Origin of the sequence: Streptomyces sp. WM6372 (assembly GCF_001279655.1) — a bacterium.
Taxonomy (GTDB): domain Bacteria; phylum Actinomycetota; class Actinomycetes; order Streptomycetales; family Streptomycetaceae; genus Streptomyces.
The window spans coordinates 1-13836 of record NZ_LGDB01000002.1; the positions used below are offsets into that span (position 1 = coordinate 1).

Here is a 13836-nt window from a genome sequence, read left to right on the forward strand (position 1 = left end):
TGCTTGCTCACGTTCTGCAGCAGCTCCGAGACCGTGAAGTACGCGATCCCCTCGATCGCGGCCGCGGGCCGTTCCTCCAGATCCACCCCCACCTTCACCGGCACCACGCACCGCGAGGCCACCGCCGACAGCGCCGCGTCCAGACCCCGGTCCGTCAGCACCGCCGGGTGGATCCCCCGCGCCAGGTCCCGCAGCTCCTGAAGCGCCAGCTTCACTTCCCCGTGCGCCTCGTCGACCATCGCCGCCGCCGCGTCCGGATCCTCCAGCAGCTTCTCCTTGGCCAGGCCCAGCCCCATCGCGAGCGCCACCAGCCGCGCCTGCGCCCCGTCGTGCAGGTCCCGCTCGATGCGCCGCATGTCGGCCGCCGCCGTGTCCACGACCACCCCGCGGTCGGACTCCAGCTCCGCGATCCGCCGCTCCAGCTCGTCCGAGGGCGACAGCAGCCCCCGCACCATCATCCGGTCCACGTTCGACAGCCAGCGCACCACGTACGGCAGGACCGGCCACAGCACCAGCAGCCCCACCAGCGCCACCGTGAACGTCAGCACCCCCCACGGCAGCCGCACCAGCTCGTACAGCACGGTCCGCCACGCCACCGGGTCCTTCAGGCCCGCCCACAGCCAGGGGAAGAACCCGCCGACCCGCCGCAGCCCCGGCAGCGGAGTCGGCTCCTCCACCCGTACGCCCAGCAGTACGCGCGCCCGCGCCCGCTCCAGCCGTCCCAACTGGCGGGACCCGAGCAGGCCGACCGCGAGCAGCGGAAGGCCGATCGCGGTCACGGACAGGCCGCCCGCGGTCGCCACCATGGTCACCGTGTAGACGAAACCGACGAGCGCGAGCGGAAGATTGCCCAGCAGATGGACGGTCTCTTTCCACGCCACGGCCCCCAGGGCGGGGCGTACGGGCGGAGGCCGGTCGTTGTCGGGGCTCGGGTGGGAGACTTGAATGGGCGCGGTCATGCGCCCCAGCCTGCCAATTCCGGCCCGCCGGTGCCATGGGGGAGCCGGGCCGCTGTAAACGGGGGATAACCCCACCCTGTGGGGACCAGGCCCTAGACTCCCGTCCGTACCAGATCATCGACAGTGGCCAAGGAGCGAGGAACGGACGTGCCCGACCCAACGGTATCGACCGTAACCGTGCTCGCGGCGGACTATTTCCGGAGTTATTCGGTCGTCGGCCTGCTGGCAGTCCTCGGTGTGCTCTTCGTGGCCGTCGCGTTCGGCGCGGGCCGCCTGCTGAGACCGGTCGTCCCGACCCCTGAGAAGCTGCTGACGTACGAGTGCGGCGTGGACCCCGTCGGCGAGGGCTGGGCGCACACCCAGGTCCGCTACTACGTCTACGCGTTCCTCTACGTCATCTTCGCCGTCGACTCGATCTTCCTCTTCCCGTGGGCGACGGTGTTCGCCGCCGCCGGCTACGGCGCCACCACGCTCGTGGAGATGTTCATCTTCCTGGGCTTCCTGGCCGTCGGCCTGCTCTACGCGTACAAGAAGGGCGTCCTCGAATGGACGTGACACCGGCCGGGACACCGGCCGAGCCCCAGCTGCTCCCGGAGCCCAAGCGCCTGGGAGTCCTCTCCCGCCTCGCGCCCGAGCCCATGAAGGTGGTTCTGAACTGGGGCCGCCGCTACAGCCTGTGGGTCTTCAACTTCGGCCTCGCCTGCTGCGCGATCGAGTTCATCGCCGCGTCGATGGCCCGGCACGACTTCATCCGGCTCGGCGTCATCCCGTTCGCGCCCGGCCCGCGCCAGGCGGACCTGATGATCGTCTCGGGCACGGTGACGGACAAGATGGCACCGGCCGTGAAGCGGCTGTACGAGCAGATGCCGGAGCCGAAGTACGTCATCTCCTTCGGAGCCTGCTCCAACTGCGGCGGCCCCTACTGGGACTCGTACTCGGTGACGAAGGGCGTCGACCAGATCATCCCGGTCGACGTCTACGTCCCCGGCTGCCCGCCGCGGCCGGAGGCGCTGCTCCAGGGCATCCTCAAGCTCCAGGAGAAGATCGCCAGGGAGTCGCTGGCGGACCGCTACGCGACGGACCCCTCGACGGCCCAGCTCACGAGCGGCCTGGTCAAGCCCCCGCCGGCCCCCGGAGCGGGCGCATGAACCTCTACGACTCCCTCCCCGACGCGGCCGCCACGATCTTCGGCGCGGAAGCGACCGCCTCGTACGCGTACGAGGTCCTGACGGTGGACGTCCCGGTCGGAAGCTGGATCCCGGCGCTGGAGATCGCCCGGGACAAGCTGGGCTGCACGTACTTCGACTGGCTGAGCGCGGTGGACGAGCCGGGCACGGGCTTCCGCGTCTGCGCGCACGTCGTGTCCCTGGAGAACCACCGCGTACGCCGCCTGCTCCTGCGTACGACGGTGCCGCACACGGCCCCCTCCCTCCCCTCCGCGGTCGCGGTCTACGCGGGTGCCGAATGGCACGAGCGCGAGACGTACGAGATGTTCGGCGTGGTCTTCACGGACCACCCGCACCTGGTCCCCCTCCTCCTCCCGGAGAACTTCGAAGGCCACCCGCTGCGGAAGGACTTCGTCCTGGCCGCGCGCGTCGCGAAGGCCTGGCCGGGAGCCAAGGAGCCGGGCGAGGCGCACGACCCCGACGCCCCCAAGCGCCGCCAGATGCTTCCGCCGGGCGTCCCGGACCCCAACGAATGGGGCCCGCTGAAGGGCCAGCTCCCCCCGGCCCCGACCCGGCCCGCGCGCGCCGCCCGCACCCCCCGCGCGGCAGCCGCGGGCGCGGGCGCACCCGGAGCCGAGGCCCCGCCGCGCCCGCCGCGCCGTACCCGTTCGGTGGCGGACGGCTCGACGAGCCAGGCCGTCCCTCCGGCGGAGCCCGGGGCCGAGGGCGCACCCGGAGCCGAGGCCCCGCCGCGCCCGCCGCGCCGTACCCGTTCGGTGGCGGACGGCTCGGCCAGCCAGGCCGTCCCTCCGGCGGAGCCCGGGGCCGAGGGTGCGCCCGGAGCCGAGGCCCCGCCGCGCCCGCCGCGCCGTACCCGTTCGGTGGCGGACGGCTCGGCCAGCCAGGCCGTCCCCCCGGCGGAGCCGGAAGGCGGGGCCGGGCAGGCCGATGCGCCCCCGCGTCCGGAGGACCAGGCGATCCGCGGCCGCACGGTGGCGCCGGGCCGACGCCCCGCCCCCCGCAGCGCGGACGCGCCCTGGCACAACCCCCAGCCCGCCTTCACGGAACCGGCACCCGCGCCCGAGGCCGCCCCCGCGGCCGACCCGGCACCCGCGGCCGACCCGGGCCCGCAGGGCGAGCCGAAGGCGACGCCCGAGGCCGGCCCGCGGCCCGGCGCCGCCGAGCCGGAGCCCGCCCCCGGCGCGGAGTCCGCGCCCGACGGCACCCCCGAATCCGAATCCGACACCAACGGAGGCGACGCGTGAACGACGTCCTCGACGTCGCGCTGCGACTCATCGTCGTCTTCGCCGTGTTCCTCGTGCTCCCGCTCGTGGTCGGGCAGACCGAGCACAAGGTCATGGCCCACATGCAGGGCCGCCTCGGCCCCATGTACGCCGGCGGTTTCCACGGCTGGGCCCAGCTCGTCGCCGACGGCGTGAAGTTCGCGCAGAAGGAAGACATCGTCCCGGCGGGCGCCGACCGCCGCATCTTCCAGCTCGCCCCCGCCGTCGCCCTGCTCCCGTACCTCCTCGTCCTCGTCGCCATCCCCATCGGCCCCGGCGAGGGCGCCGTCGGCCAGGTCATCGACGCCGGGCTGTTCTTCGTACTCGCCGTCATGGGCGTCGGCGTCCTCGGCAGCCTCATGGCCGGCTGGGCCTCCGCCAACAAGTTCTCCCTGCTCGGCGGCCTGCGCACCGCCGCCCAGCTCCTCGCGTACGAGCTCCCCATGCTGCTCGCCGCCGCCTCCGTCGCGATGGCCGCCGGGACCGTGTCCCTCCCCGGCATCGTCGGCGCCTTCCAGTGGTGGTGGCTCCCCTGGCAGATCACCGGCGCGCTCGTCTTCTTCACCGCCGGCCTCGCCGAACTCCAGCGGCCCCCCTTCGACATGCCCGTCGCCGACTCCGAGATCATCTTCGGCGCGTACACCGAGTACACCGGCCTGCGCTTCGCGCTGTTCCTGCTCGCCGAGTACGCCGGCATCGTCGTCCTCTGCGCCCTCACCACCGTCCTCTTCCTCGGCGGCTGGCACGGCCCGATCGCCGACGGCTGGGTCTGGACGCTCCTCAAGACCGCGGTCCTCGCCTTCGTGGTGATCTGGCTCCGCGTCAGCTACCCCCGCCTTCGCGAGGACCAGCTCCAGAAGCTCGCCTGGACCACACTCATCCCGCTCGCGCTCGCCCAGATCGCGCTCACCGGCATCGTGAAGGTGGCGATCAGCTGATGCCCATCCCCGGATCCGGCCTGGCCAAGGGCCTCGCCGTCACCCTGCGCACGATGACGAAGCGCGCGCACACCGCCCAGTACCCCGAAGTGCAGCCCGAGCTCCCGCCCCGCACCCGCGGGGTCATCGGCCTGTTCGAGGAGAACTGCACGGTCTGCATGCTGTGCGCCCGCGAGTGCCCCGACTGGTGCATCTACATCGACTCCCACAAGGAGACGGTCCCGGCCGCCGCCCCCGGCGGCCGCGAGCGGAGCCGCAACGTCCTCGACCGCTTCGCCATCGACTTCTCCCTCTGCATGTACTGCGGCATCTGCATCGAGGTGTGCCCCTTCGACGCCCTCTTCTGGTCGCCGGAGTTCGAGTACGCGGAGACGGACATCCTCGAACTCACCCACGAGCGCGACAAGCTGCGCGAGTGGATGTGGACCGTCCCGGCCCCGCCCGCGCTGGACCCGGCCGCGGAGGAGCCCAAGGAGATCGCCGCCGCCCGCAAGGCGGTGGAGAAGGCCGAAGCCGCGGCCGCCGCGGCAGCCGCCGCCGCAGCCGCCGAAACCACCGCGCCCACGACGCCCGAGACCGACACCCCCACCACCCCGGAGGGAGACGCGTGACCGATCTGACCCCCGCGGCCACCACCCTGGCCGCCGCGGCGACGGGCCACGGGTTCCTCTCCCCGACCGGCGTCGAGATCGCCTTCGTCCTCGTCGGCCTCGCCACCCTCGGCGCGGCCGCCGTCACCGTCACCACCAAGCAGCTCGTGCACGCCGCCCTCTGGCTGGTCGTCGCCCTCGGCGGCATCGCCGTCGAGTACCTGCTGCTGACCGCCGAGTTCATCGCCTGGGTCCAGGTCCTGATCTACCTCGGATCCGTGGTGGTCCTCCTCCTCTTCGGGCTGATGCTCACCAAGGCCCCCATCGGCCGCTCCCCGGACGCCGACTCGAACAACCGCATGGTCGCCCTCGGCGTCGCCCTCGTCGCGGCCGCGTCCCTCGTCTGGGTCGTCGTCGACGCCTTCCGCACCACCTGGATCGACCTCGACGGCCCCGCCCAGGGTTCGACGAAGGTCTCCGGCGAGATCCTCTTCCAGCACTGGGTGCTGCCCTTCGAAGCGCTCTCCGTCCTCCTCCTCGCGGCCCTGATCGGCGCCATCGTGCTCTCCCGCAGGGACGCCCCCGCCGACGGGTCCGACGACAACACGAAGGGGCAGCAGCGCTGATGCACCTCGCCTACCCCGCCGTGCTCGCGGCGCTCCTCTTCTGCACGGGCCTGTACGGAGTGCTCGCCCGCCGCAACGCCATCCTGGTCCTGATGTCCGTCGAGCTGATGCTCAACGCCGTCAACCTCAACCTGGTGGCCTTCGACGTCTGGCTGCGCGACGCCCTGCACGCCGGCCAGGCCCTCACCCTCTTCACGATCGCCATCGCCGCCGCCGAGATCGGCATCGGCCTCGCGATCGTGCTGATGGTGTACCGCAACCGCGGCACCTCGGACATCGACCGGCTGCGCGACACCGCCGAGGGCCACGAGCCCGCCCCGAACGACCAGCCCGCCCCGAAGAACCAGAGCGAGGTCACCGCGTGAGCACCACGACCCTCGCGGTCCTCGTCCCGCTCCTGCCCTTCCTGGGCGCGGTGGCGGGACTGCTGCTCGGCCGCCGCGCCCCCGGGTTCGTCCGGCCCCTCGCCGTGCTGCCGGTGCTGGCCTCGGCCGTACTGGCCGTGCTCGTCGCCGTCCGCCAGGGCGGCGGCCGGCCGATCACCGCCTCGACCGAGCTGACCCCGACCGGCTCCGTGCCGATCGACCTCTCGCTCTACCTGAACGGCTTCGCCGTCCTCGTCGCCGTGCTGGTCGGCCTCGTCGCCACCTGCGTACAGGTCTACTCGACGGCGTACCTCCGCGAGGACCCGCGCTACCCCTCGTACGCCGCTCTGGTCTCCCTGTTCACCTCCGCCATGCTGCTCGTCGTCTACACCGGCGACCTGATGGTCCTGCTGGTCGGCTGGGAAGTCATGGGCATCTGCTCGTACTTCCTCGTCGGCCACTACTGGGAGACCGAAGCGGCCCGCTCCGCGTCCCTGAAGGCCTTCCTCGTCACCAAGCTGGGCGACGTCCCCTTCCTGATCGGCCTGTTCGCGCTCGCCGCCGACGCCGGCTCCTTCGAGATCCCCAAGGTCCTGGGCACCGTCGCCGCGGGCGGCCTCGACCACCCCACGCTGATCGCCCTGCTGCTGCTCGCCGGAGTCGCGGGCAAGTCCGCGCAGTTCCCGCTGCACACCTGGCTCCCCGACGCCATGGCCGGCCCCACCCCGGTCTCCGCGCTGATCCACGCCGCGACGATGGTCGCCGCCGGTGTCTACTTCGTCGCCCGCCTCCTCCCGGTCTTCGCGGCCTCCGCCGCCGCCCTGGTGGTCATGGCCGTCATGGCGGCCGTCACGATGGTCGGCTCCGGCCTCGCCGCCCTGGCCCAGGACGACATCAAGCGCGTGCTCGCCTACTCCACGATCGGCCAGCTCGGCTACATGACCGGGGCCCTGGCCGTCGGCGACCGCGCCGCCGCCGTCTTCCACCTCCTGTCCCACGGCGTCTTCAAAGCGCTCCTCTTCCTCGGCGCGGGCGTGATCATCCACGCCGCCGGGACGAACTCCCTGGCAGCCATGTCCCGCATGGACGGCCTGGCCAAGCGCATCCCCGACGCCTTCTGGACCATGACGATCGCGCTGCTCGCGCTCGCCGCGATCCCGCCCTTCGCCGGCTTCTTCTCCAAGGAAGCCGTCCTCGTCGCCGCCGAGCACGCCGCCACCGGACACTCGGAGTCCGCTCCCAGCGCCGCCGGCTGGCTCGTCCTCGTCGCCGGCGTGCTGACCGCCCTGCTCACCGCCGCCTACGCCACCCGGCTGTGGCTGATGGCCTTCCGCGGCCGGGGCGCCGCCGCCCCCGAGCACGGCAAGGAGCCCGTCGCCATGACCGGCGTGCTGTGGGTGCTCGCGGTCCCGTCCCTCGGACTCGGCCTCGCCGCCGGCCCGATCGCCGACTGGTTCGACGGCCGGGAGCTCACCCCGACGCTGACCACCTCCGTCCTCGGCACCGGAGCCGCCGTCGTCGGCGCGGTCCTGACCTACGCCCTGTGGCAGCGGGCCACCGCGAAGGCCGCCACGGCTCCCGCCGCGGCCGGACCCGCCCCCGGCGCCACCGCGGGCGCGACCGAGCAGCCCGCCGCCGTGGCCGCCGGGGTGTCCGCGGCCACCGCGGCCGCCGAATCCGCGGCCGAGACCCCCGAGGTCGCGGAGGTCACCCACGAGCACCCCGTCGTCCCGGCGGGTCCCGCCCCAGACCCCGGCCGGGCCCTCCTGGGCCCGCTGCACCGCCACGCGGCCGACGGCTTCCACCTCGACGCCGTCTACGACCGGCTGTTCGTCCGCCCCGTCCGCGCCGCCGCGAGCCTCGTCCGCTTCCTCGACCGCGAGGTCGTGGACACGTACGTCAGCGGCGCGGGCGCCGGCCCCCGGCTGCTCGGCAGCCTCGTACGCCGGGCCCAGACCGGCAACGTACAGAGCTACCTGAGCGCCCTGCTCGCCGGCGCCGTGGTCCTGGCGATCGCCACCGCCGTCCTCGCCAACGTCAACGCCGGATCGTGAGCCGTGAGTCAGCCGTGATTGATATCAGCCCGTCCGTGATGCAGTTCCTTCTGGCGTTCGTCGTGGCCGCACCGCTCCTCGGCGCGGCCGCGGCCCTCCTGCCCGCCCCGCCCGGACTCAAGGGCAAGAGCCCCGAACAGGCCGTGCTGCGCCACGGCGTGACCGTGACCGGCGTGATCCTCGCCGCGGCCATCGCCCTCGCCCTGGGCTTCGACCACGACACCCCGGCCCGCTTCCAGGCGACCACGGACATCAGCTGGATCCAGGCGCTGAACGTCCGGATCCACCTCGGCGTCGACGGCATCTCGCTCCCCCTCCTCCTGATGACCGCGCTGCTGTTCTTCCTCTGCGCGCTCTACAGCTACTTCAAGCTCCCCGAAGGCCCCTCCCCGAAGGCCTTCGTCGCCCTGCTCCTGGTCCTCGAATCCGGCACCCTCGCGACCTTCGCCGTCCTCGACCTGCTGCTGTTCTTCCTCGCCTTCGAGATGGTCCTCATCCCGATGTACTTCCTCATCGCCCGCTGGGGCGGTGCTCAGCGGCAGGCAGCCGCCTGGAAGTTCATCCTCTACACCCTCCTCGGCTCCGTGGTCATGCTGCTCGGCCTGCTGCTCATCGGTGTGACGAGCGGCACATTCGACATGGTGGCACTCGCCTCTGACAACGGCCGCGAACTGAGCCACACCACCCAGCTCCTGGCCGTCCTCACCATCGGCCTCGGCCTCGCCGTGAAGACCCCGATGTGGCCGCTGCACAGCTGGCTGCCCGACGCCCACACGGCCGCCCCCACCGTCGGATCCGTCCTGCTGGCCGGCGTCCTGCTCAAGATGGGCACCTACGGGTTCGTCCGCATCCTGCTGCCCGTCACCCCCGACGGCATGGCGACCTTCGCCCCCTACCTGGGCGCCTTCGCCGCCGTCGGCATCGTCTACGGGTCCCTCGCCTGCCTCTCGCTCGCCCGCAAGGGCAACAAGGGCGACCTCAAGCGCCTCATCGCGTACTCCTCCGTCGGCCACATGGGCTTCGTCCTCCTCGGCATCGCCTCCATGACCCCCACCGGCGTCAACGGCGCGCTGTTCGCGAACATCGCCCACGGCCTGATCACCGGCCTCCTCTTCTTCCTGGTCGGCGCCCTCAAGGACCGCTACGGCACCGCCGACCTCGACACCCTCGCCGGAGCCACCGGGGCCGCCCTCTACGGCCGCGCCCCCCGCCTCGGCGCCTTCCTCGCCTTCGCCGCCGTCGCCTCCCTCGGACTGCCCGGCCTGGCCGGCTTCTGGGGCGAGATGCTGGCCCTGTTCGGCGCGTTCGACCCGGCGGAGGGCCTCTCCCGGCCCGCCTTCCTCACGTACATGGCCTTCGGCGCGTTCGGGACCCTGCTCACCGCCGCCTACCTGCTGATCGTCGTACGGCGCGTCTGCATGGGCGACCCCCATGCCCGGCCCGAGCACACGGCCGTGGCCGGGTCCGTGGTCGGGTCCGGGTCCGGGTCCGGCGCAGGCACCGGACCCGCGCTCGAACTCGCCGACATCCAGCGCTACGAGTTCGCCGCCTGGACCCCGCTCGTGGCCCTCACCGTCCTCGCCGGCCTGTGGCCCGCCGTCCTCCTCGGCCTCACCGACCCGGCCGTCCAGAAGCTCCTCGCAGGAGGCAACGCATGACGGCCCTGACGGCCTCCGTTCTGTCCGCCCCGCCGGCGGCCCCGGCCGCCGGGACGACGAGCCTCGTCCAGAGCGTCGACTGGCTCGCGATCACCCCCGTGGTCCTGCCCGCCGCCGTCGCCCTGATCGTCCTGGTCGCCGACCTCTTCGTACCGGAGCGGCGCAAGCCGCTGCTCGGCTGGCTCTCCGTCGCCGGCCTCGCCGCCGCGACCGCTGCCCTGCTGCCGCTGCGCGCCGGCGACCGCGCCACCTTCTGCCTCACCACCGACCCCGGCGCGTGCAGCTACACCGCCGACCACTTCACGCTCGTCATCCAGTTCCTGGTACTGGCCGGCGCCCTCGTCACCGCCCTGCTGTCGGTCACCGCCGTCCGCGACGCGCGCATGCCGGCCGGCGAGTATTGGTTCCTGCTGCTGTCCTCCGCCGCCGGCGCCGCCCTGCTGCCCGCCTCCCGCGACCTCGCCACCCTGATCGTCGCCCTCGAAGTCGCCTCGCTGCCCGCCTTCGCCCTCGTCGGCATGCGCCGCGGCGACCGCCTCTCCTCCGAGGCCGCCCTCAAGTTCTTCCTGTCCTCCGTCACCGCCACCGCCGTGTCGCTGATGGGCGTCAGCTTCGTCTACGCCGCCACCGGCTCCCTGCACCTCACGCAGATCGCCGACCGGCTCGAAGACGTCCCCGGGCAGCTCGACACCCTCGCCATGGCCGGCGTCGCGCTCACCCTCGTCGGCTTCGCCTTCAAGACCGCGGCCGTCCCCTTCCACTTCTGGGTCCCCGACACCTACGTCGGCGCGCCGCTGCCCATCGCGGGCTACCTCTCCGTGGTCGGCAAGGCCGTCGGCTTCACCGGCCTCATCCTCGTCACGGTGATCGCCTTCCCCGCGTACTCCGACGTCTGGGGCCCGGCCCTCGCCGTCCTCGCCGCGCTCACCATGACGATCGGCAACGCCGCCGCCCTGCGCCAGCGCGCGGACCGGCCGAACAGCGCCGTACGGCTGCTCGCCTGGTCCTCCGTCGGCCAGGCCGGCTACCTGCTCGTCCCGATCGCCGCCGCCGCGTACTCCGGGCGCGACCAGATCGGCTCCACCGTCGCGTACGCCCTCATGTACGCCGCCGTGAACCTCGGCGCCTTCGCCGTGGCCGCCCTCGTCGGCCGTACGAAGCCGCTCCACCGGATCAGCGACTACCGCGGGCTGTACGCCGAGCGCCCGCTGGCCGCCCTCTCGCTGGCCTTCTTCCTGCTCTGCCTGGCCGGCCTGCCGCCGGGCATCATCGGGCTGTTCGCCAAGGTCACCGTCTTCCGGTCCGCGGTCGACGCGGGCCTGGGCTGGCTCGCCGTGGTCATGGCGGTCAACGTCGTCATCGCCCTGTACTACTACCTGCGCTGGACGGCGCTGCTCTTCCGCGCTCCGGAGACCGCCGCCGAAGGCGCCCGCACGAAGGCCCCGTGGCCGGTCACCGCCGCGATCGCGGTCACCGCGGTCACCGCCGTGGTGCTGTCGGCCGCCCCGCAGCTGGTCCTGCGCTTCGCGGCGGGCAGCCTGTTCCCGCAGTAGGCCCGCGGGCCCGCAGCAGCCCCGTGGCGCGGCGCGGCCCGTGCGCCGGTGAGCCCGTGCGCCGTGACCCGTACGGCCCAGCGCCCGCCCCGCCCCCGCCGTACCCCGGCCGCCCGGGTCTCCCGGGCGGCCGGCCCGCCGTGCCCCGGGAACCAGGCGCGCTCACCTCGCGTTGAGCAGGGAGGGAGGGTCCACTGGACCGTAGACCCTCAGATCCAGGACGGGGCTCCCCTGCCGCACCATTTGGAGGGCGTACCGTGCACCGCCGGCACAACGGGCTGAAGACCGCCGTACTCCTCGGCGGGCTGTCCGCACTCATCATCCTCATCGGAAGCTTCTTCGGGCGGGGCGGCCTGATCATCGCCGTCCTCGTCGCCCTGGGGACGAACGCGTACGCGTACTGGAACAGCGACAAGCTGGCTCTACGCGCGATGCGCGCCCGCCCCGTCAGCGAGTTCGAGGCCCCGCAGCTCTACCGCATGGTGCGCGAGCTCTCCACGTCCGCACGCCAGCCCATGCCCCGGCTCTACATCTCGCCGACCGAGGCGCCCAACGCGTTCGCCACCGGCCGCAACCCGCGCAACGCCGCCGTCTGCTGCACCGAGGGCATCCTGCGCATCCTCGACGAGCGCGAGCTGCGCGGGGTGATCGGCCACGAGCTGAGCCACGTCTACAACCGCGACATCCTGATCTCCTCCGTCGCCGGAGCCCTCGCCTCCGTCATCATGTTCCTGGTGAATTTCGCCTGGCTGATCCCGGTCGGCCGGTCCAACGACGACGAGGGGCCCGGCATCATCGGCATGCTGCTGATCATGATCCTGGGGCCGCTGGCCGCCAGCGTGATCCAGCTGGCCATCAGCCGCTCGCGGGAGTACGAGGCGGACGCGTCCGGCGCCCAGCTCACCGGCGACCCGCTCGCCCTGGCCAGCGCCCTGCGCAAGCTCGACGCCGGCGTCAAGCAGCTGCCGCTGCCGCCCGAGCCCAGGCTGGAGACCGCGAGCCACATGATGATCGCCAACCCGTTCCGCCCGGGACAGGGCCTTTCTAAGATGTTCTCGACGCACCCTCCGATGGCCGAGCGCATCGCCCGGCTCGAACAGATGGCAGGACGTAGCCAATGAAGACCATCCTGAACATCATCTGGCTCGTTCTCAGCGGCGTCTGGCTGTTCCTGGGCTACTGCCTCGCGGGCGTGCTCCTGTGCATCACCATCATCGGCATCCCGTTCGGCATCGCGTCCTTCCGCATCGCCCTGTACGCCCTGTGGCCCTTCGGCTACACCACGGTCGAGCGCCACGACGCGGGCGCGGGGTCCTGCGTCGGCAACGTGCTGTGGCTGGTCCTGGCGGGCTGGTGGCTGGCCCTCGGCCACATCGTCACGGGCATCGCCCTGTGCGTGACGATCATCGGCATCCCGTTCGGCATCGCCAACTTCAAGATGGTCCCGCTGTCCCTGCTCCCGCTGGGCCGTGAGATCGTCCCGACCGACGCGCCGTTCGCGTCCCGGTAGGCGGCAGGGCGGCGCAGGAACTCGGGCAGAACTCACGGGCAGAACTCACGGGCAGGAAGAACCAGTGTTGGGTGCGAGCACGGTCACGACCCTCTCGGTCATCGTGCCGATGTACAACGAGGAAGAGGCCCTCCCCGCCCTGGTGAGCTGCCTGCGCCCGGTGCTCGACGAGACCGGCGTCCCGTACGAGGTCCTCGCGGTCGACGACGGAAGCACCGACCGGACCGCCGAACTCCTGGAGAAGTTCCGGACGGACTGGCCCGAGCTCCGCGTCGTCCGGCTGCGCGGCAACTCCGGCCACCAGGCCGCCCTGCGCGCCGGGCTGCACAGCTCGGTCGGGGCGTACGTGGCCAGCATCGACGCCGACCTCCAGGATCCGCCGGAGAAGATCCCGGAGATGCTGGACCTGGCCCGGTCCGAGAACCTCGACATCGTCTACGGCGTCCGCTCCGACCGCAGCACCGACACCGGCTTCAAGCGCCGCACCGCCGCCGCCTACTACTGGCTGATGCGCCGCATGGTCGGCAAGCAGGTGCCCGCGCAGGCCGGGGACTTCCGGCTGCTCAGCCGCGAGGCGGTGGAGGCCCTCAAGTCCCTGCCCGACCAGCACCAGGTCTACCGGCTGCTGGTGCCGTGGCTCGGTTTCCCGAGCGGGCAGGTGGCGTACCGCCGGGGCGAGCGGGTGGCGGGCGAGACCAAGTACCCGCTGAGCAAGATGATCCGCCTCGCCGTGGACGGCATCACCAACTTCTCGGCCGCGCCGCTGCGGCTGGCGACCTGGCTCGGCGTCATCAGCTTCGTCACCTGCTTCGTGATGATCGCCTGGACCCTCGTGGTCTTCCTGCTCGGCAAGACCGTGCCCGGCTGGAGCTCGCTGTTCGTCGCCATGCTGTTCCTCGGCGGTGTGCAGCTGATCTGCGTGGGGCTGCTCGGCGAGTACATCGGCCGGATCTACACCGCGGTGCAGCGCCGGCCCACGTACTTCATCGGGTACGACTCGGCGCGGGACGACGACGCGGGCAAGGGCCCCGGGCGGAACGGGAACTGACGACGGCTCTGCGGGCATGTGCGCAGGTCGGGGCGATTGTCAGTGACGTAGGTCACGATGAATGCATGGACGGGACCGAGCAGTTG

Annotated in this window: 14 protein-coding genes; 13 read left to right on the forward strand and 1 reads right to left on the reverse strand. The window is 72.4% G+C overall.

What is annotated here, in order from left to right:
- Positions 1–959: sensor histidine kinase (locus tag ADK52_RS01210; RefSeq protein WP_053688008.1), on the reverse strand; the 959-nt coding region annotated here is incomplete at its 3' end.
- 147 nt (positions 960–1106) lie between these two features.
- On the opposite strand from ADK52_RS01210, the gene ADK52_RS01215 reads away from it, so the two are divergent.
- The 13 genes from ADK52_RS01215 (at position 1107) to ADK52_RS01275 (ending at position 13750) form a co-directional block, all read left to right on the forward strand.
- Complete coding sequence (locus ADK52_RS01215; protein ID WP_030163040.1) at positions 1107–1514, forward strand: NADH-quinone oxidoreductase subunit A; 408 nt, start codon at positions 1107–1109, stop codon at positions 1512–1514.
- Complete coding sequence (locus ADK52_RS01220; RefSeq protein ID WP_053687935.1) at positions 1505–2107, forward strand: NADH-quinone oxidoreductase subunit B; 603 nt, start codon at positions 1505–1507, stop codon at positions 2105–2107. Before ADK52_RS01215 ends, ADK52_RS01220 begins: the two co-directional genes overlap by 10 nt.
- A complete protein-coding gene (locus ADK52_RS01225; protein WP_063783742.1) occupies positions 2104–3390 on the forward strand; it encodes an NADH-quinone oxidoreductase subunit C in 1287 nt (428 codons plus the stop codon). Before ADK52_RS01220 ends, ADK52_RS01225 begins: the two co-directional genes overlap by 4 nt.
- Positions 3387–4346, forward strand: coding sequence for a complex I subunit 1/NuoH family protein (locus ADK52_RS01230; RefSeq protein ID WP_053687936.1), 960 nt, complete (start codon positions 3387–3389; stop codon positions 4344–4346). The genes ADK52_RS01225 and ADK52_RS01230 overlap by 4 nt, the downstream gene beginning before the upstream one ends.
- A complete protein-coding gene (locus ADK52_RS01235; protein WP_053688009.1) occupies positions 4343–4957 on the forward strand; it encodes a NuoI/complex I 23 kDa subunit family protein in 615 nt (204 codons plus the stop codon). The genes ADK52_RS01230 and ADK52_RS01235 overlap by 4 nt, the downstream gene beginning before the upstream one ends.
- Complete coding sequence (locus ADK52_RS01240; protein WP_420714772.1) at positions 4954–5562, forward strand: NADH-quinone oxidoreductase subunit J; 609 nt, start codon at positions 4954–4956, stop codon at positions 5560–5562. The genes ADK52_RS01235 and ADK52_RS01240 overlap by 4 nt, the downstream gene beginning before the upstream one ends.
- Positions 5562–5927: an NADH-quinone oxidoreductase subunit NuoK gene (gene nuoK, locus ADK52_RS01245; protein ID WP_053687937.1), complete on the forward strand. Its 366-nt coding sequence runs from the start codon at positions 5562–5564 to the stop codon at positions 5925–5927. Before ADK52_RS01240 ends, nuoK begins: the two co-directional genes overlap by 1 nt.
- Positions 5924–7981, forward strand: coding sequence for an NADH-quinone oxidoreductase subunit L (locus ADK52_RS01250; RefSeq protein WP_053687938.1), 2058 nt, complete (start codon positions 5924–5926; stop codon positions 7979–7981). The genes nuoK and ADK52_RS01250 overlap by 4 nt, the downstream gene beginning before the upstream one ends.
- Positions 7982–8019: 38 nt before the next feature.
- Positions 8020–9639, forward strand: a complete 1620-nt coding sequence (locus ADK52_RS01255; protein ID WP_053687939.1) for a complex I subunit 4 family protein — start codon at positions 8020–8022, stop codon at positions 9637–9639.
- Positions 9636–11192, forward strand: coding sequence for an NADH-quinone oxidoreductase subunit N (locus ADK52_RS01260; protein ID WP_078987802.1), 1557 nt, complete (start codon positions 9636–9638; stop codon positions 11190–11192). Before ADK52_RS01255 ends, ADK52_RS01260 begins: the two co-directional genes overlap by 4 nt.
- Positions 11193–11449: 257 nt before the next feature.
- Positions 11450–12313 (forward strand): zinc metalloprotease HtpX, encoded by an 864-nt coding sequence (gene htpX, locus ADK52_RS01265; RefSeq protein WP_053687940.1) that lies wholly within the window; start codon positions 11450–11452, stop codon positions 12311–12313.
- On the forward strand, positions 12310–12702 hold the full coding sequence (locus tag ADK52_RS01270; RefSeq protein WP_053687941.1) for a YccF domain-containing protein: 393 nt from the start codon (positions 12310–12312) through the stop codon (positions 12700–12702). Before htpX ends, ADK52_RS01270 begins: the two co-directional genes overlap by 4 nt.
- A gap of 67 nt (positions 12703–12769) precedes the next feature.
- Positions 12770–13750 carry a glycosyltransferase family 2 protein gene (locus ADK52_RS01275; protein ID WP_267887231.1) on the forward strand — a complete coding sequence of 327 codons (981 nt, stop codon included), beginning with the start codon at positions 12770–12772 and terminating at the stop codon, positions 13748–13750.
- Positions 13751–13836 lie beyond the last annotated feature (86 nt).